Here is a 20,608-nt window from a genome sequence, read left to right on the forward strand (position 1 = left end):
AAAAGGACTATTTCTATTTAATGAATTATAATTAAATTATAAATTTTCTAACTAAAAAGGAGACTTATTATGGCACTAGAAATGAAAACAAACTGTCAAATTTGCGATCAATCGCTCGAACAAGATTCTGAAGCATACATTTGTGTATATGAATGTACATTTTGCGCACCATGTACAGAAGAAAGACATAACGTTTGTCCAAACTGCGGCGGCGAATTAGTACGTAGGCCGAAAAAGAAACAATAAAAAGCAAAGCGATATCGCTTTGCTTTTGTTTAGGCATCTGAAATTATATATTTAAAAACTTCACACAAACAGGCTCTGGCACAACAACATCAGATTGTAAAAGTGTTAACTTACCTGTAGATTCATCTCTTGAAAATAACACAAGATTATGTGACTTTTCATTTGTAGCAACAAGGAACTTTTCAGTAGGATCTAATACAAAGTCTCTTGGCCAATTTCCTTCTGTAGATGTATGTTCAACAAATGTAAGCTGACCTGAATTTTGATCTACGCTATAAACAGCGATACTATTATGACCACGATTACCTGCATATACAAAACAGCCGTCAGAAGAAATATGAATCGCACTTCCTTGATTATTTTCATCAAACTCTTCTGGAACAGTAGAAATATACTGTAGTTCTGTAAAGGATCCTTCTGTAGGATTATATGTTAACACAATAACCTCTGAACTAAGCTCCGTCATTACATACGCATACTTTCCATTCGGATGAAAAGTAATATGTCTTGGACCACTTCCTGGATTTACAGATAAACGATTCACTTCTGTTAATATACTATCTTTTACTTCATACGTAATTATTTTATCTATCCCTAAATCAACGCCCACTACATATTTTTCATCAGGAGTATATCCCGCGTAATGTGCATGTGGTTTTTCTTGTCTTTCTTTATTCGGACCTGAACCTTCATGTGTCATAATAGATGCAGCAGGATTTACAGTTCCATTTTCTTCATTTACTTCAAAAGACTCAATCGTTCCTTTATGGTAATTTGCTGTAACTACTGTATGATTTCCACTATCAACACTAATATGACAAGGAGAAGCCCCTTCTACTACTTGTCTATTTTTCGCTTTTAGTTCTCCAGTATGACTATCCATGGAATATGCAGCTACACCGCCAGATTCGCCTTCCTTAACAACGGAATAGAGATATTCATTATTTCGATTAATCGTTACATATGTAGGGTTATCCAACTTAGCGGCAAGTGTTACATTACTAATTTTTTTTGCTTCCGTTTCTAAAGTAAACTTATATATTCCTTCACTATTTTCTTTCGTGTATGTTCCAACATATCCGATAAACTCTTTGTTATTCTTCATTTTCATAACCCTCTCTCCCTATATTTTTCATTCATCATACTTCTTAAAATATTTTATGTTGAAAGACCATCCTAAAAAATCGGAGTACCTCTTTATACGTTACCATATTTTCTTGGTAACTAGCTTTTAAACCCACTTTTTTTGGTACGCTGCTATACTTTCATATTCTTCTTCCAATTGACGAGACAGACGAATATAGATTGGTGTTAAATCTTTATATTTTTCCACACTTTCCATGTTTGGTTCATGATGGAAATTCGCACCTACCATTTCAGAAACTACATGCAACGTATCTACTTCACCTAAACTATATAAACCGAGGATTGCAGCTCCTAAGCAAGAGCTTTCAAAACTTTCCGGAACATATACGTCTTGATGGAAAATATCTGCCATCATCTGTCTCCAAAGTTCCGATCTTGCAAAACCACCTGTCGCTTGAATTTTTTTCGGTTCACCAATTAGCTCTTTTAAAGCAAGAAGAACGGTGTATAAATTATAAATTACTCCTTCTAAAACAGCACGGATCAGATGTTCTTTCTTATGATGCAATCCAAGTCCAAAGAAAGATCCTCGCGCATTTGCATTCCATAAAGGAGCTCTTTCTCCTGCTAAATACGGGTGAAATAATAAACCGTCGGACCCCGGACTCACTTTTGCTGCTATTTCAGTAAGCACTTCATATGGATCTTTCCCTAAACGCTTCGCAAGCTCAATCTCTGAAGTACCCAATTGGTCACGAGCCCATCTGAAAATCATACCACCGTTATTAACTGGTCCACCAATTACCCAATGGTCTTCAGTTAAGGCGTAACAAAAAATTCTACCTTTTGGATCTGTTACAGGACGATTTGTTACAGCACGTATCGCACCGCTTGTACCAATTGTCACAGCAACAACACCAGGATCAATTGCATTTACACCTAAATTGGATAGGACTCCATCACTCGCTCCTACTACAAAAGGCGTAGAAACAAGTACATTCATCTCTTTGGCAAGCTCTTCATCTAATCCGGTTAAACTGTGCGTTGTTGGAACGAGTTTAGAAAGCTTGTCATCTGTAATTCCCGCAACATGTAAAGCCTCTTCATCCCATTTTAAAGATTTCAAATTAAACATCCCTGTTGCTGATGCTATAGAATAATCAATTACATAATCCTTATATAACTTATAAAAAACATACTCTTTAATAGAAATAAATTTATAACTTTTTGCGAACAATTCTGCCTGTTCATTCTGTAACCAAACTAATTTCGAAAGTGGCGACATCGGATGAATTGGTGTCCCAGTACGCAAATAAATTTCATGACCATTCATATCATTCTTTATTTTCTCTGCCCAGCTTACACTTCTATTATCTGCCCAAGTGATACATCTCGTTAACGGTTTTCCCTTCTCATCTACAGCAATGATACTATGCATTGCCGAACTAAAAGAGACACAAAGAATATCATTCGGCTGTACACTACTTGACTGTACAGTTTCTTTAATCGTATTTATTACTGCACGAAAAATTTCTTCTGGGTCTTGTTCTGCTATTTCAGGTGTAGGAGAATATAAAGGATATTCAATTCCATGACTTGCAATAACAGACCCATCAGTAGAAAATAGAACCGATTTTGTACTAGTTGTCCCAATGTCTACACCAATCATATATTTTGTGCTCACCATTTCTTCCTCCTAACAAAAATCCCTACAGTATCCTAATCATATAAGAACCATAAAAATATATTTATTTTATCTGTTCATAACGTTATGTGCTAAAGTTGTCTCTCTTAATTGATATAAAAATATCCTTATTTTAAACAAACATATCAAGTAGTAAAACTCCTCCAAAAGCGATAAATGAAAGTAACGTTTCTAATACCGTCCATGTTTTAAATGTTTCTTTCACTGTTAAACCTAAGTATTCTTTTACCATCCAGAACCCAGCATCGTTTACGTGTGAAAACATTAATGCTCCTGCACCTGTTGCAATGACGAGCAACTCTAAATTCACACCTGTCGTATTTTCAATGATTGGTGAAACGATGCCTGCTGCTGTTGTTAAAGCGACTGTCGCTGACCCTGTCGCAATTCGAATTAGTCCTGCTACTATAAATGCTAATACAATTGGAGATAGAGCTAAATGCTCAGACATTTGAGCAATAGCATTGCCTACACCACTATCGATAAGAATTTGCTTAAATCCCCCGCCGGCACCAATAATCGCAACAATTGAACCGATTGGTAATAAGCTATCTTCTGTTACCTTCTTAATAGCCTTTTTATCGATACCTTGGCGAAATCCAAGAAAATAAAACGCTGCAAAACATGCAATCAATAACGCAATGATAGGACTACCGATTAATGTGATAATCTTCATCAAAGTAGTAGAAAGTGGAACATAAGGAGCCGCTGCAGCTAAAACCATTAACATAACTGGTAACAATATGACTAAAAATGAAACTCCTATTCCTGGTAATTTCGTTGATTTTGTATTTACACGAATCAATTCTGGCTCATTTTCAGGAATTACACGTTTGTGAATCCATTTAGCGAATATAGGACCTGCAATAATCGCTGCAAAAAATGTAATAATGAGTGAATACAATAGTACCTTCCCAAGGTTCGCTTTATAAATACCAATTGCAACGATTGCCCCTGGATGCGGAGGAACTAGGCCATGTACGACAGATAGCCCAGCAATTGCTGGTAACGCTATCAATAAAATATTTTGTTTCGTAGTTTTATGAATTGAAATTACTAACGGCAACAATATTAAAATACCTACTTCAAAAAACACCGGAATTCCAATAATAAAACCTGCAATTAACATAGCCCACGGTAAGTTTTTTATCCCAAAGGATTTAATAAAGAACTCTGCCACTTGCATTCCAGCACCTGACTCTGCCATCATTTTCCCTAAAATTGTACCTAAAACTAAAATACCTACTAAATGCCCGAGAACACTCCCAACTCCCGTTTCATAAGCACTCACTATTTTATCCATTGGCATTCCAGACATAATTGCTAAAAACAAACTTGCAACCGTTAAACTAATAAACGCATGCCATCTCCACCACGAAACCCCTAAAATAACAATTACAATTGATAATAATGTAATCATTAAAAGGTACATATTCATACTTAATCCCCCTTTATGTAAACCCTTTCAAAAATGCTATATAATGAAAAGAACCTATATAGTTCTTACTTGAGTAAAAGATAGCTTTACATATTGATATGCACTTAAAAGCATCCTCACATCATAATGATTTATACAAAAAGAATCTCCCTTATCAGAGATATACTTTAACTCATCTCTCTGATAAGGGGATTTCTCTTTCATAATTATAATGTCATTGTGATAAACGCTTCGCGTAAGCAAATTTTCCTTTTTTAAAAGTGAATGACGCTTTCTTCTCTTGCTGTTTTCACATAGTAAGACTACAAACTCGGGATCCAGTTTAAACGATGAAGTTACTTAGAATTTGTCCTCTCATGAAAAGCAATTTTCAGCAAGCCCCTTCACTTTTATACATTATAATTTAGGAGCTTTCGCCCAATCCGCAGCAAACTTCTCAATACCTTGATCTGTTAATGGGTGCATAGCAAGTTGCTCGATTACTTTATAAGGGATTGTTGCAATGTGAGCACCTGCCATCGCTACACGAGTTACATGATCTGGATGTCTGACAGAAGCCGCAATAATTTGTGTATCTAATTGATGAACATCGAATAATTCAGCAATTTTAGCAACTAATAGTACACCATCTTCAGAAATATCATCTAAGCGTCCTAAAAATGGAGAAACATACGTTGCACCTGCTCGAGCAGCTAAAAGTGCTTGGTTCACAGTGAAAATAAGTGTAACGTTCGTTTTCACACCTTTTTCAGTAAGATAGCGACAAGCTTCTAATCCTGCTAGCGTCATTGGAAGTTTTATCGTGACGTTTTTATCGCCACCGTTAATTTTAATTAATTCTTCTGCTTGAGCAATCATTTCTTCAGCTGTAACAGCATCTGGCGTTACTTCTGCCGAAACAGACTCAACTTTAGGTACTGCCTGACAAATTTCTGCGATACGGTCTTCAAACTTAACGCCCTCTTTTGCTACTAAAGAAGGATTCGTTGTAACACCAGCTAAAACTCCAAGTTTATATGCTTTTTTTATGTCCTCAAGATTTGCAGTATCAATAAAAAATCTCATGATCAATTCCCTCCAGTTTTTAAACGTTGATGAGTTACATGTTTAATATGCTTATCCCGTAAAAGCCCGATTGATGTGGAATAAAGCCCCTACTTATTAAAGTTTCACTTTATTTCTTTTCTACTGCATGTCCGCCAAATTCATTGCGCAGAGCTGCTACAACTTTTCCTGTAAATGTATCATTGTCTAATGAGCGGTAGCGCATTAATAGAGACATTGCGATAACAGGAGTTGCTGTTTGAAGGTCTAATGCTGTTTCTACTGTCCATTTTCCTTCACCAGAAGAATGCATAACACCCTTAATTTCATCCAGTTTTGCATCTTTAGAAAATGCATTTTCTGTTAATTCCATTAACCAAGAACGAATGACTGAACCGTTGTTCCATACTCTTGATACTTTTTCATAATCGTAGTCAAATTCACTTTTCTCTAGAATCTCAAATCCTTCACCAATAGCAGCCATCATACCGTATTCAATTCCGTTATGAACCATTTTTAAGAAGTGACCACTACCAGCTTTTCCAGCATATAAGAATCCATTTTCTACAGCAGTATCGCGGAAGATAGGTTCAACGATGTCCCAAGCTTCTTGATCTCCTCCGATCATGTAACAAGCACCATTACGAGCGCCTTCCATTCCACCAGAAGTTCCTGCATCCATAAAGTGAATGCCATCTTCCTTTAATTGCTCATATCGGCGGATAGACTCTTTATAATGTGAATTACCAGCTTCAATTAGAATATCTCCTTTTGATAAAAGTGGTGTAACCTCATCAATAACAGAATCAACAACAGCGTGTGGTACCATTACCCAAAGAATTCTTGGTGATTGTAATGACTGAACAAGTTCACTTAAACTAGATGTACCCGTTGCCCCGTACTCTTTCATTTCTTCTACTGCGCTCGTATTTAAATCAAATGCTACTACTTCATGTTTATGATCCATTAAATTTTTCCCTAAATTTAATCCCATTTTACCTAACCCAATTAATCCTACTTGCATAATATAATTCCTCCTCAAATCATCTTTTATTAAAAATCCATATCACTACAATCTGGAATACCTTTCAGCACTGAAATGTTAGTATGTACAAGAAAGGTATTCACAGTCATAGCTTAAGAATTCAACACATTTTTTGTAATTTGAACAACATTTTCTGTCGTAAATCCAAATAGATTCATGACTTCAGTTCCAGTTCCTGAAGCTCCAAATGTTTCAATTGATAGTACTTTTCCTTCTTGTCCTACATAACGTTCCCACCCGAGAGATACACCCATCTCAAGAGATACTCGTTTCGTTATAGAAGACGGAAGAACGGATTCTTTATATTCGTTCGATTGGCGATCGAATAACTCCCAGCTCGGCATTGCAACGATGCGAACAGAAACTTGTTCTTCTTCTAATTTTGCTTTCGCACTAGCAGTTAAGGATACTTCAGAACCTGTCGCAATTAAAATTACATCCGGATTTTCATTTGTTTGTGTTAATACGTAAGCTCCTTTAGAGAGATTCTCTATGTTCGCTTTCGTTTCATTAAACACCGGTAAATTTTGACGGCTCAGTACTAAAACGACTGGACCATCCGTTTGCTGTAAAGCATACGCCCAAGCACTTGCTGTTTCATTTGCATCTGACGGACGGATAACTGTTAAACCAGGAATTGCTCGAAGCGCTGCCAATTGTTCAATTGGTTCATGCGTTGGACCATCTTCTCCTACAGCAATCGAATCATGTGTAAATACGTAAGTAACAGGTAAATTTTGCAGTGCAGCCAGTCGAATCGATGGCCGAAGGTATTCATTAAATACAAAGAATGTCTTTACGAAAGGTTTTACTCCTCCGTGAAGAGCCAGTCCATTCGCTGCCGCGCCCATTGCATGTTCACGTACACCGAAGTATATATTTCGTCCAGCATATGATTCTACTGCATATACTGCTTCCCCTTTATATCTGTCATCGTAGAATGAGAAAGATCCGCACTTCCACCGAAAATAGAAGGAATCGATTTCACATAATGATTAATAGCTTCCCCACTTGCAACACGAGTGGAAATCGTTTTTTCAGTATCAAAAGATAGAATGTCTTTCGCTTCAATTAAAACATCACCTGTAATCGCTTTTTCTAATTCATCTGCTAGCGCAGGATTCGACTCTCTGTATGAGTTGAACTGCTCATTCCAGTCATTTTCTTTTTCAATACCTTTTTGTTTCAGTTCATTAAAATGAGCTGTTACTTCTTCAGGCACAAAGAAGTCTTCCTCATAGTGCCAACCATACACTTGTTTTGTCGCTGTCGCTTCTTCTACTCCAAGCGGATTACCATGTGCTTTGTTCGTTCCAGCAACTTTTGGACTTCCATAACCTATAATGGTTCTAATTTCTATAAGAGTAGGTTGATCCGTATTTTCTTTCGCTGATTGAATAGCTTTTGTAATAGCATCGACATCGTTTCCATCTTCAACTCTTACATATTGCCAATGTACAGATTCTGCCCTTTTCTGAATATCTTCAGAGAAAGCAATGCCTAATTCACCATCAAGTGAAATTTCATTTGAATCATACAGTACAATTAACTTGCCAAGTTTCATATGTCCTGCCATTGACATCGCTTCATAAGCGACACCCTCCATTAAGTCACCATCTCCGACTAAAGCGTACGTATTGTGATCTATAATAGAGTGACCATCCTTATTGAACTTCGCTGCTAAATGCGCTTCTGCCATTGCCATTCCGACAGCATTAGCAATCCCTTGTCCTAACGGGCCTGTCGTCGCTTCAACTCCAGGAGTATGACCAAACTCAGGATGTCCTGGTGTTTTACTATTTAACTTTCTGAAGTTTTTCAAGTCATCAATTGAAACGTCATATCCAGCTAAATGAAGTAAGCTATACAGTAGGCTCGATCCGTGTCCCGCTGATAAAACGAATCGATCACGGTTAAACCATTTCGGATGATTAGGATTGTGATTTAAATGATTCGCCCATAATGCATAAGCCATCGGTGCTGCTCCCATCGGAAGACCTGGATGACCTGAATTTGCCGCATTAATAGCATCAATTGATAATGTACGAATTGTATTCACTGCTAATTGATTTATGTTTTGTGTCATAGTAATCGTCCCCCTACATGCTTTCATGAAAGAAAGTACTTATTTTTCCGTCTCTTGATCTAACCACCATTTAAATCCACTTTCTTGCAATAATTCATTAGACGCATCTGGACCATATGAACCAGACTCATATTCATGAAGTGGTAATAAGTTCTCCTCGAATGCTTCAAGAATTGGTTGTACCCATTCCCATGACAATTCAACTTCTCTCCAATGTGCAAAGAATGTAGCGTCTCCACTCACCGCATCATGAATGAGTCTTTCATACGCTTCAGGTACTCCCACATCCGCTTGCTCACAAGTAAAGTTAATACGCATCGGTTCAATTTCTCCATTTTTCAATGGATTTTTACTATTTAACTGTAATGAAACGTTCTCACCTGGACTAATTTCAATTATTAATAAGTTAGGTGCTGCATTTGGATTACTATCTTGATATTGCTGTTTTAACGTATTTTTAAATTCGATTACAATACGAGTAGACTTTTCTTTCATTCGTTTACCTGTTCGTATATAAAATGGAACGCCAGTCCAAAATGGATTATCGATCCACAGGCGAGCAGCAACAAATGTGTCTATGTTAGAAGAAGGATTTACTCCTGGCTCCTCTTTATACGCTACAACTTGTCCGCCTTTTATTTCTCCTGAAACGTATTGACCGCGAACGATATGGTTTTGAACGTCTTCTTTTTTCACTTTACGAAGCGTCTCCATTACCTTTCGCTTTTCCTCTCGAATTTCACATGCATTAACCTTTTCCGGCAGATTCATAGCAGTCATCATTAATATTTGTAACATATGATTTTGAACCATATCTCGAATGGCTCCTGCCTGGTCATAATATCCTGCCCTTTCTTCAACCCCAACTGTTTCACTAGCTGTGATTTGTACATTCGCTATATGTTCTTTATTCCAAATCGACTGGAGAACAGGATTTGCAAATTCTAGCGCTTCAAGGTTTTGAATCATCGGTTTACCTAAATAATGATCAATACGGTATATCTCGTCTTCTTCAAACGTGCGACTAAGCTTATCATTCAGCTCACGAGCAGATGCAAGGTCGTGCCCAAACGGTTTCTCAATCATCAGGCGTTTCCATCCATCTGTTTTATCAAGTCCGCTTTCCTTAATATTTAAAGCAATCGTCTCGAAAAATTCAGGAGCAACTGAAAGATAGAACATTCTATTACCTTTTATATGTAGTTCTTCTTCCCTTTCACGAACGACTTGTAATAATCTCTCATAGTCTTCCGGCTTACTCACATCTAATGGACAATAGCGAAAGTTATCTAAAAAAACTTCGAGTTCTGGAGTACCTTCTTCTCTATGACGGGAAAACGTCTCTATTGATTCTTTTATTCTTTCTTGAAAATCCACATGAGATACTTGACGTCTCCCAAGCCCGATAACGGATATTTGCTTTGGAAGCTTTTGATCTCTATATAAGTTATATAGTGCGGGGTAAATTTTGCGTTTCGCTAAGTCCCCTGTCGCTCCAAATAAAACAAAGGTCATTGATTCCAATTTCAGTCCCCCTCTTGTTGTATAATCCTTGTCAATATTTTAAAAATGAATTGTACAGAAGCCCCTGTTTTTATAAAAAAAACAAAGAGTTATCAAATTCCAATTCCTTTTATACCTTTCGCTTTCTAATTGTCCCCAATATTAATAGTGGCAATTCAAAGCACTTCTACCACAGATTACTTATTTATCGAACTCAACAAACAAATGTATATCCGATTACTTTTAGTAATTAAATAATCTTATGTCTAGTATATTAACCATATAAATTATTATCGTCAATAAAAATGTCTTGCATTACATACTATTTATTTCGTAATGCTTTTCTAAGTGTATTCCTAATTACCATTCATTTTCAAAGATAATGATTGATATAACAAATGTCAGTTTCATCAAAATCTTCAATCATTTTTCCGTTAAACTCACGAGCAGACGTTACATGATAACCAAAAGGCTTCTCTATAATAAGACGGTTCAATCCTTTTGTAGCCCACAATCCACTTTCCTTAATATTTAAAGCAATGACATCAAATACTTCTGGTATAACAGATAGGTAAAACATGCGGTTTTCAGGAATGTTTAATTCTGTTTCACGCCTCTTTACAAGACGCAACAAATCTTGATAGTCCTCTATATTCGCTGTATTTAATTGACAATAACGAAATGTGCTAATAAATTCTTCTACTCCTAATTCATCATCAGTAGATCTTCTAGAAAATGTAGCAAGGGATTGTTCTACCTTTGTTTGAAATTCCACATCTGACATTACCCTTCTGCCGATACCGATAATCGAAATAGATTGTGGTATATTTTGATTACTAAATAGCTTATATAAAGCAGGATAAATTTTGCGTTTCGCTAAATCCCCTGTCGCTCCGGATAAAGTGAAACTTTAATCAGTGGGGGTTTTGTTCATCCCCACTGATTATTAGTTGAACCAATCGGGCTTTTACAGGCAGTTGCCCCCACCTAACTTCTATGATATCGCTGAATTTTGAGGTGGGGGTCTTACTACCTGTTAATGCGGGGTAAAAGAAATGTCATTGAATCCATTTGTTCTCTCCCTTTTAAAACAATTGATAGAATAGAATATATAAGTTCATTCGCTACTTAGCACAATACTGTCTCTAAAACCTCATACTTTACCAATGTTTCTTCAATACAATTTTCCCAAGAGCACGTTCTGACTCACTTATGTGGTGTGCTTTTTTTACACCTTCTACATGTAAAGGCAACACATGCGTGACAACAGGTTTAATCTTCCCGCTCTCAATTAATTCTGGAATAAGAGAAAGGGCATATCCGTTAGGCTCAGCAAATATATGGTCACTCTCAATATTTTTCTCTCTTGATATCTCGGTTTGCGGAATTTTCATACCTTTCGGACCATAAATAGACGCTAACTTTCCATTTGGTGCAAGTACTTTATAACTATTCTTTAGTACATCCCCACCTAACACATCAAATACAATATTGTAATTATGCAAAAGCAAAGAAAAGTCTTCCGTTTTGTAATCGACGACAGTATCAGCGCCTAGATCCTTTACAAATTGCATGTTTTTCGTACTAGTCGTAGTTGCAACATATGCACCGAAGCTTTTTGCTAGTTGAATAGCAAACGTACCAATCCCGCCAGATCCAGCATGAATTAAAACCTTATTACCCTTTTGAACATTAGCGAATTTTACTAAACTTTGCCAACTTGTCAAACCTACTAGAGGGATTGATGCTGCTTCCTCAAAAGATAGATTTCTCGGTTTTTTCGCTACATACTTCTCATCTACAGCCACGTACTCTGCATAAGTACCATTTCGTTCAATATCTGGACGACTATATACTTCATCCCCCACTTTAAATGCGGTAACGTTTTTTCCTATAGCAGCAACTACACCTGCAACATCCCATCCTAAAACGAGCGGGAAGTCATAAGAAATTACGTCTTGAAGTAAACCCTCACGTATTTTCCAATCCACAGGATTTACACCAGCTGCATATACTTCAATCAGTACATCGTTGTCTCCCAATAGCGGTGTCTGCATTTCAATCTCTTGTAGTACACTTTTATCTCCATATTGCATAAGTCCTATTGCTTTCATTCTTTTCACTCCTTTACAAGGCTGGGAAATGCGGTAGCACTTCTTCTCCTAGCTCATCCAATACTTCGTCAGCTGGACGTTGACCATCAAATAGAGCAAGGAATAAATGATTCACACCAATACTTTTATATATATCAAGTAATTCAATTAGTGCCTTACGCCCTGTACGGTAACCTAAACGTATCGGTGTAGGACGTTCATTTGGATCTTCAGATAAATCTAAATGCATCGGTTGTATAAATGGTTTGAATACATCTGGATGATAATCCTCTACTAGTTCTCTCCATTGTCCAATTGCTCCCGCCTGATGCACCGGACTACGTGGATAATACATCCATCCATCTCCATGTTCAGCAAACCATTCCATATTTTGCTGACTAAAACCTGTAATAAAGGTTGGAACACGTTTAGACGGTTTTGGAACTAAATTCGCACCATGAACTTCTCCTAGTGTCGACTGGATAGACGGGAAGTTTTTATACAAAATTTCTTCCAAGTAAGCAAATGCTTCTCTAAACTTTTCACCTCGTGTTTCATGACTAACACCTAACGCTTTGAAATCGGCACGTCTGTCACCGGATGAAACGCCAAGCATAATTCTTTCTGGAAATAGTTGATCTAATGTAGCAATTTCTTTTGCTACACGCAATGGATGACGAAGTGACAACACTGTTGCCGACGTTCCAAATGCGATTTTCTCTGTCTTGCTTGCTAAATACGTCAAATAAATCATCATATCGTAAATTTGACCTGTTGCAGGATCACCAAAATCAGGGTCTTGCAGCAATACATCGCGAAGCCATACACCTGTAAAACCGTATTGTTCCGCTTTTTGTACTAACTCTACTTGTTTTTCCATCGTTGGAGCATGAAACTGATAATTTTCAATCGGAATGTGAACTCCTAACGTAAGTTGATCTTTCGCAAACATACGATTATATCCAAAATGGTTCGCAAACTTTTCCATGTGTTTCACTCACTTTCCCTCATTCATATAAACCTATACTTTTCATATTTCTTCTCAAAATTTATAAGCAACACTGCAACACCACATTGTTGCCGATTGTAATCGTTATAACTTTCTTTGTGCTACGAGTGTTATTATAAATCGGCCATAACATGAATAACAGTACGTACTTTAAAGTGATGTAGGCACTTTAAAGTACCTATACTAAGTGAGTAGTAATAAACATAATGAATAAATCGTGCTGCAAAAATAACATCTATCCTTTCTTCAAAAAACTTTACAGTTGCTTTTGCAAGTACGTTACATGATCCCACGTACTTTCCTCTTCTTTATATAAAATGCTCAATATCCAAATTCAAAATATTATACTTATTTTTCGTACTTTGCTATGCTATAACCACAAACAGGAGGTATAAACTATGAAAGCACAAATTATCCATTCTTTTGGGGGTTCATCTGTATTTCAATTAGAAGAAGTTTCAAAACCAAAACTTTTACCAGGTCATGTTCTAATCGATGTAAAAGCAACAAGTGTAAATCCAATCGATACAAAAATGCGTAGTGGTGCCGTTTCAGCAGTCGCTCCTGAGTTTCCAGCTATATTACACGGCGATGTAGCTGGTATTGTTATTGAAGTAGGAGAAGGTGTTTCGAAATTTAAATGTGGGGATGAAGTATACGGATGTGCCGGAGGTTTTAAAGAAACTGGAGGTGCACTTGCAGAATTTATGCTTGCTGATGCACGATTAATTGCTCACAAACCTAAAAGTTTAACAATGGAAGCAGCAGCTGCTCTACCATTGGTTGCAATTACAGCTTGGGAATCTTTATTTGATCGTGCAAATATTAAATCAGGTCAAAATGTGCTCATTCATGGAGCTACTGGTGGCGTAGGACACGTAGCCATTCAATTAGCTAAATGGGCTGGTGCTAAAGTTTTTACAACTGCTTCTCAGCAGAACAAAATGGAAATAGCCCATCGTCTAGGAGCCGACATAGCTATTAACTATAAAGAAGAATCTGTTCAAGAATATGTGCAAAAACATACGAATGGCAACGGATTTGAAGTTATATTTGATACAGTAGGTGGCAAGAATCTCGATAACTCTTTCGAAGCTGCTGCAGTCAACGGAACTGTCGTAACAATTGCAGCTCGTTCAACCCATGACCTCTCTCCTTTACACGCAAAAGGACTCTCTCTGCACGTTACTTTTATGGCGTTAAAAATATTACATACAGATAAACGTGACGCTTGCCGGGAAATTTTAACTAAACTAACGCAAATAGTAGAAGAGGGACACCTTCGACCATTACTAGATTCGAAAACTTTTACGTTTGATGAAGTTGCACAAGCACATGAATATTTGGAATCAAATAAAGCAATTGGGAAAATAGTGTTGAAAAACGTTTGGTAACTTTCACTAAATAATACAAATAACAGCGGGATTGCTTCGTCTTATCTTTTTCTTAAGAAATGCCACAACGCTAAAAGCTTTCCATCCTTTACAACAAGTAAAAAAGAACAGCCGAATTTTTCTTATAGTAGAAAATCCGGCTGTTTTCTTATCACAATTTGCTTTTTGTATATTTCTATTAATGAGTAAAATACAACTTATTTGTCTTACCATCTTTACTTTCTACAGAATACTATGTTGTTTTTAATTTATTAAAATACACTACGTACTAATCCCCCGTCTATTCGCAACGCGGAACCATTAATCGCTGAAGAAAGTGGGCTGCTTAAGAAAGTGACAAGATTGGCAATTTCTTCTGGACGAATAAGTCTTTGAATAATAGAGGTTGGTCGATTCTCTTTCATAAATCGCTTCTCAGCTTCTTCTATTGTCAATTGCTCATTAGGATAAAGACTATTTAACATAGTCTCCACTCCTTCCGTTAAAGTCGAACCAGGCATGATAGTATTAACAGTCACATTCGTTCCTGTCGTCAGCTCAGCTAAACTGCGAGAAAGTGAAAGTTGCATCGTTTTAGTCGCACTATAGTGAGCCATTTCTTGAGATGGCATAATAGCTGCTTCGCTAGCAATAAAGATAACTCTTCCTTCTTTTCTTTCAATCATTTTTTTCAAGTACGAGCGAGTAAGCCGAACACCACTCATAATATTGACTTCAAACAATTTAAACCAATCTTCATCAGGGATATCAAAATATTCTACAGGTTCAAAAATTCCTAAGTTCTCAATTTCACCCTCTACTTCAGGGTACTTTTCAATCACGTTTTGGCACCCTTGTTCTATTCCTAAATCAGCTACTACAGGTTGAAGGATAGCCTCCGGATACTGCGCTCGAATTTCGTTTATCGTTTGATTAACATTTTCTTCACGGCGTCCATTAATAAGTACAGTAGCTCCTTCCGCTACTAATGAAGTGGCAATTGCTTTTCCAATGCCTGCCGTAGATCCAGTAACCAGTGCTGTTTTCCCTTTTAATTGCATATGCATATAGATCCCTCCAAATTCATGTGCTACATGATTGACTTACGTTGGAATAAATAATTACGTTTATATTGTGGTTCACTTCTCTTATCTTTAACAGAAAATAAGCAGATCCACCCTTTTTTCGAAAGAGTATAAACGAAAATTATGTAGCTATTGCACTCTGTACTGAATTAAAAATCGAAATTATCATCATTTAGATCTACTCGATAATTCTGATTCTAATCATTGTCATGTTAAAAAATCACATCAACAGCAGAGTAAAGCTAAAACCAACCAGTAAATACCATTATGATCTATATTAACTAGAAAGAAAATTACGCACTTTAAAGTTCCATAGGAACAAAAAAGTGCCCTATATACTATAATTTCTAACTTTTTATATTTACTAACGTAGTATCCTTTTCTATCATAAAAAAGAGTGTAAAATTACACATTCTTACATACAGTTATAGGATTATTTTTTATCCTAATTAACTAAAAACCATATAACATAAAGTGAAACTTTAATCAGCCCGACCCCCACCTAACTTCTTTTCTTCCGCTGAATTTTAGGGCGGGGTCTTACTGCCCGGCAAATAGCGGGATAACATTCAAAAAAACCTTGCAGAAAAATTCTACAAGGTTTTTGTCTATATATACAAATTAATCACTATATTAAAATGAAAGAATTTATAATTCATCACAATAATATTAAATATAAGCTGCTTTAAAGGCTTGTTGGACAGCTTGTACTTCTAATGAGTCTTTACCATATAAGTTCGTTGCTACATGAATACAAGCTTCTTTTAATTCTTTAAAGTCAGAAGTCATATTTAATTCATCCGTATTTGCATAATAGAAAATATCAAACATTTTATCTTCTCCAATGCCATGTACGTTTACTCCATTATGGTTTCCACCACTAGCAATCAAGTAAGCTACTTTATTAATAATGCTAGAGTTCGTGTGTACACCACCATGATCGTGGTCAGCATCAATAGGTAAGTTATTATAATGTCTATAGTCCTCCGGATATCTAGAAGAGATAGATGATGGGTTTTTCATATCTCTAAAAATACGACCAGATTGTTCTCCCATTGTCCAATTGAACTTTCCGTTATTTGCATACTTTTCAACTGCTACTCCTAAAATATCAGATAACGCTTCATTAATTGCACCAGCTTCTCCTGCGTACTCAAGTCCAGACTCATTTCTTGTAACCGCGTGTGTAAATTCATGTCCTGCCACATCAAATGCTCTAACAATTGGATCTCCATATACCAGCATAGCCCCATTACTAAATGCATTAAACCACTGCTTAGGATTCCCTTTATTCGTACCATTTGTGTTCCAACCATGAACGACAGAAATTACTTTTTGTCCGTTATTATCAAAGCTGTTACGGCCATATTTTTCTTGATAAAAATCATATACTTTCGTTGCTAAATAATGGGCACTAACTGCTTTAGGATCTGTAAAATTTGTAGAATTACTTGTTACTAAATCATCGAGATAACCCCATACATTTCTTCTATAATTATTATAATCTTTATAATTAGCAGTATATGTTTCAATTCCCTTACCACGAGAATAATCTGCAAGCATGTACGTTCCATCACTTCGCTGCGTAATTCCAAACGTACGATTAATACCTAAGTCATCTTTTCCTGTACCTGTTAATTTTGAAGGATCTTGTGATTTATTTACTGTCGCAGATTGGACAATACTACTATCTACTTGTATACCTAATTTTTGAACGAGTTCTTTTAATAGATTACCACCAAAAGCATCAATTAATACTGTACCAGATACATATTCAGGTGTAGATGCACTAAAAGTAATTTGATATGCGTTTGTAGCTTTATTTGTATTTTCATCTACATATACTACTTGTTTAATTTCTGGTTCTTCAATAAATGTAAGATCATTTCCATAGATGTTGAAAAGCTGTTTCTTTGCATCCTCTTCTGATAAAGTAATAGGTTGTTTCAAATCTTCCTGTTGTTGTAGATCTTGGGCACTATCCCCCGAAACGCTCGTAAGTACACCATCATCATTAATATGTGCTGTTAGTTGATATCCGTATACATCACGTCCTTCATACGTTTGTTGAAGACGTACCAATGTAGTACCATCATAAGATTTACGACTTTGCGTAACATTATAATTAACTTTGGATTCCGTATTAACTTGCTTTGATGATAATGCTTGTTCTGTTTTTCCTTTTAGTGCATCCTTTGCTACATTTTCTGCCGAATTTTGAGAAGGTGCTGTTAAATTACCTGTTCGGAACGTATCCTCCTTTGTGTCCACTTTTAAATCTTCTGTTGCCGCATGTACTCCTCCATAAGGCATAATCGCCGATAACACCACTCCTGTAGTTAAACCTACCTTTACGAAATTATTCATATTCTTACTCCTTTATAATCTTATTATTAAGTTAAATAAATGTTTTTTCAAAATTGGAAACATAGATATTTCAAACTATCTATGTTTATCTACTGTTTATGAATTGTGATTCCTCATAATATAGATAGATTGCGTCTTTACTTTTAGATTCATTTCATTCCTCAAAAATTACTCATTATATAAGCTATCTTTATATTTATTTATATACGTTATTTTTTGTGGTTCTGATAACATATTTATCGCCATCCACACATTCTTTTTCATTTCTAATTTTTGCATTGGTATCTCTTTTAAAACCGGATTACTTATAATTTCTTCCATTTCTTCATCAATTCTTTTCATAAGATTTTCTTCTGGATTATTTTTTAAATAAGTATTTTTCAGTCCCCATTTTGTCATTATAAATTCATTTGTTTTATTCATAGGATTAATAATAGTAGCTTTACTAGTTAATCGTTTTTTTATTTCATCATGATAGATTTTAATTTTATATCCTTCTTTTAGTGGAATAGTATCTTTTACAATCGTTACATTTGTCCCTTCCATTTCCTTCGTATAAATTTTTTCACCTTTCTCATTAAACACCTCTATTGATGCGTATTTTTCATCTGTATAATAGCTATGAGGCGTTTTAGTAGTAACCGTAAAAACAGCCCGCTTTTGCTCTAAGTCTGTATTTAATTCGGCAAACTGATCATCTCCTAATCCTAGGAATTGAATCGTTTCATTTACCAAATTGCTCACTTTCATTTCGTTAACATCAATCGTTAGACTATTATCCTTTTCCTTTACATAGGCATAATACGAACGGAAATGATACATTCTATCCATTTTCTCACCTGAAATTTCAACCGTATAAACCCCATTTGGTACGTCTTGTAAATTGATATCTGCTGTTTCAATTGTTTTTTCTTGAACAACTGTATTCCTTTCTTTTAATTTAATCTTTCTTCCTTTCAATGTATCTATTTCATTTGTATGTAAATGGATATGCAAATTCCCTTTTAACCCAAGTGAAGCAATTTGCTGATTCGTAACTATTTCAAAGTTAGAGTTTATCGGAATATCAGGATCAACTAGAGCTCTCGCCTTAGCTAATTGTGATTCAGGCACTATATACGCTAAAGAAGTAATTGCCGGATAACCTTTCGCCCTATTCATCTCTATTTGTTTATGATTAAGCTTAAAGCCCCATCTTTCAAAAACGGGTGTAAAATCAACTTGTACATTCTCGCTATAATACTGATTCATTAAATCCGGTAAAGAATAATCCCCCTTTTTGAAAGCAGCATTGCTAGCTAGTTTTCGATAACCTTGATACATTTTTGCAAAAGCTTCATCGCCAGCTTTTTGTTTCGCCATCGTTAAAAGAATAAGTTTTTGTCGCAAATCTAAATCATCATAATTTTTATTTTCTTTCATTAAAGCATTGTATAAATTCCGTTCTACCTGTTCCTTCTTCCCAAAATTAAATAACCAACCAACTTGATCTGCTTTTTTGCCGTATTTACTATATTGATATTGAACACCAAATAGATTATTAGAAACTTCTCCTGTAAATATTCCTTGATTATCAAAACCAGCTTGGTATCCATGAGCGATTTCATGTAAAGTTCCCCAACTTAGTTTATCTAACCACATCTTTGTACTATCTGTACTATTGGCTGTCCAATTTGCGCCATAATAGGCACCGCCAGCACCAGATATATCTGCTTTTAAGAAATAACGATTTTGACTTTTTTTATTTTCAACCGTTGAGCCATCTAAACCAATAATTGAATCATACATCGCAAAAATATCTTCATAATATGCAATTAACTCATCCAACGATTGAAAATCTTTTAAAGATCTTACTAACTCTTTATCTTTTTTAGGTACAAATAATTGAAAACTCTCCCCTTGAATTAACGCATACTCTCCATCAAATTGATCCCATGTACTAAAAAATTGAGATACACTTCCTTGTTGTTTATAAATCGCAAGAGGTTTAGTAGCACTTTCATTCCCTAGTTGGTACTCAAGTACAGCGTGCTCTTCACCATACGGAGTATCTATGAAAGGAACTAAAGGCGTATCACCTTGAATGGTAATCCATTCATTTCCTACTTGTATGGATTTTTCATTTTTAGAGTCATTAGACAATAAACGTAATGTTAATTTGTCTTTAAAATTAGGATTCGTTTGTCTTACCTTTAATGGTGTATTTCTCTGCAAAATAAATCCTAAATCTTGTCGATCGTGATATTTACCCTTACTTATGCCCGCCTGAAATATCCAAGTAGGCTCTTCTAAACTAGTAATTTCTTTTACATTTGTTCGTTCATCAGCATGTAAGTGTATATTTCCTATGAGGAAAAACATTGTATACATGATGCCTATAACAAGTAGCCTTTTCATTTACATATCTCCTTTTCTATTTTTTATATACAAAATACAATAAAACCCTCCTTCTTTACTTATAACTGTCGTCAGTAAGTTACTTATTAGTGTAATTATTATAGTTACATTAGCTCATGATTATCAATCAT

Annotated in this window: 14 protein-coding genes and 2 pseudogenes; 2 read left to right on the forward strand and 14 right to left on the reverse strand. The window is 35.7% G+C overall.

All coding sequences use genetic code 11. The annotated features are described in order from the left end of the window. Nucleotides 1–69: 69 nt before the first annotated feature. Entirely contained in the window at nucleotides 70–246 is a 177-nt protein-coding gene (locus BC_RS16815) for a DUF1272 domain-containing protein (RefSeq protein ID WP_001162789.1), read from the forward strand. A gap of 43 nt (nucleotides 247–289) precedes the next feature. Here BC_RS16815 and BC_RS16820 read toward each other — a convergent pair whose 3' ends face one another. The 11 genes and pseudogenes from BC_RS16820 to BC_RS16870 all read right to left on the reverse strand — a co-directional run bounded on the left by BC_RS16820 (nucleotide 290) and on the right by BC_RS16870 (nucleotide 13,548). Beyond that, a complete protein-coding gene (locus tag BC_RS16820; RefSeq protein WP_000782642.1) occupies nucleotides 290–1,357 on the reverse strand; it encodes a lactonase family protein in 1,068 nt (355 codons plus the stop codon). 120 nt (nucleotides 1,358–1,477) lie between these two features. Next, nucleotides 1,478–3,019: a gluconokinase gene (gntK, locus tag BC_RS16825; RefSeq protein ID WP_000255195.1), complete on the reverse strand. Its 1,542-nt coding sequence runs from the start codon at nucleotides 3,017–3,019 to the stop codon at nucleotides 1,478–1,480. A gap of 130 nt (nucleotides 3,020–3,149) precedes the next feature. After that, nucleotides 3,150–4,475, reverse strand: a complete 1,326-nt coding sequence (gene gntP, locus BC_RS16830) for a gluconate permease GntP (protein WP_001057631.1) — start codon at nucleotides 4,473–4,475, stop codon at nucleotides 3,150–3,152. A gap of 396 nt (nucleotides 4,476–4,871) precedes the next feature. Next, the gene (gene fsa / locus BC_RS16835; protein ID WP_001210267.1) at nucleotides 4,872–5,540 is read right to left on the reverse strand and encodes a fructose-6-phosphate aldolase; all 669 of its coding nucleotides are present in this window, start codon (nucleotides 5,538–5,540) and stop codon (nucleotides 4,872–4,874) included. 109 nt (nucleotides 5,541–5,649) lie between these two features. Next, nucleotides 5,650–6,543, reverse strand: a complete 894-nt coding sequence (gene gnd, locus BC_RS16840; protein WP_001195924.1) for a phosphogluconate dehydrogenase (NAD(+)-dependent, decarboxylating) — start codon at nucleotides 6,541–6,543, stop codon at nucleotides 5,650–5,652. A 113-nt stretch (nucleotides 6,544–6,656) separates the two neighbouring features. After that, nucleotides 6,657–8,650 (reverse strand): annotated as a pseudogene (gene tkt, locus BC_RS16845) (transketolase). Nucleotides 8,651–8,689: 39 nt separating this feature from the next. After that, entirely contained in the window at nucleotides 8,690–10,174 is a 1,485-nt protein-coding gene (zwf, locus tag BC_RS16850; protein ID WP_000445365.1) for a glucose-6-phosphate dehydrogenase, read from the reverse strand. A gap of 352 nt (nucleotides 10,175–10,526) precedes the next feature. Further along, nucleotides 10,527–11,063 (reverse strand): annotated as a pseudogene (locus BC_RS16855) (glucose-6-phosphate dehydrogenase); the annotation flags it as partial. Nucleotides 11,064–11,313: 250 nt separating this feature from the next. Continuing rightward, complete coding sequence (locus tag BC_RS16860; protein ID WP_000643797.1) at nucleotides 11,314–12,267, reverse strand: NADP-dependent oxidoreductase; 954 nt, start codon at nucleotides 12,265–12,267, stop codon at nucleotides 11,314–11,316. 13 nt (nucleotides 12,268–12,280) lie between these two features. After that, nucleotides 12,281–13,234, reverse strand: a complete 954-nt coding sequence (locus BC_RS16865; RefSeq protein WP_002195683.1) for an LLM class oxidoreductase — start codon at nucleotides 13,232–13,234, stop codon at nucleotides 12,281–12,283. Nucleotides 13,235–13,368: 134 nt separating this feature from the next. Beyond that, a complete protein-coding gene (locus BC_RS16870; RefSeq protein ID WP_000534222.1) occupies nucleotides 13,369–13,548 on the reverse strand; it encodes a hypothetical protein in 180 nt (59 codons plus the stop codon). 105 nt (nucleotides 13,549–13,653) lie between these two features. Between BC_RS16870 and BC_RS16875 the strand changes: the two genes are divergently transcribed. Further along, nucleotides 13,654–14,649 (forward strand): zinc-dependent alcohol dehydrogenase family protein, encoded by a 996-nt coding sequence (locus BC_RS16875; protein WP_000647271.1) that lies wholly within the window; start codon nucleotides 13,654–13,656, stop codon nucleotides 14,647–14,649. A 251-nt stretch (nucleotides 14,650–14,900) separates the two neighbouring features. Here BC_RS16875 and BC_RS16880 read toward each other — a convergent pair whose 3' ends face one another. The 3 genes from BC_RS16880 to BC_RS16890 all read right to left on the reverse strand — a co-directional run bounded on the left by BC_RS16880 (nucleotide 14,901) and on the right by BC_RS16890 (nucleotide 20,477). Beyond that, a complete protein-coding gene (locus BC_RS16880) occupies nucleotides 14,901–15,695 on the reverse strand; it encodes an SDR family NAD(P)-dependent oxidoreductase (RefSeq protein WP_000551096.1) in 795 nt (264 codons plus the stop codon). Nucleotides 15,696–16,382: 687 nt separating this feature from the next. Beyond that, nucleotides 16,383–18,080: a M4 family metallopeptidase gene (locus BC_RS16885; RefSeq protein ID WP_001058941.1), complete on the reverse strand. Its 1,698-nt coding sequence runs from the start codon at nucleotides 18,078–18,080 to the stop codon at nucleotides 16,383–16,385. 168 nt (nucleotides 18,081–18,248) lie between these two features. Beyond that, nucleotides 18,249–20,477: a putative mucin/carbohydrate-binding domain-containing protein gene (locus tag BC_RS16890; RefSeq protein ID WP_000826224.1), complete on the reverse strand. Its 2,229-nt coding sequence runs from the start codon at nucleotides 20,475–20,477 to the stop codon at nucleotides 18,249–18,251. Nucleotides 20,478–20,608 lie beyond the last annotated feature (131 nt).

It is taken from the genome of Bacillus cereus ATCC 14579 (assembly GCF_000007825.1).
GTDB classification, from domain to species: Bacteria; Bacillota; Bacilli; order Bacillales; family Bacillaceae_G; genus Bacillus_A; species Bacillus_A cereus.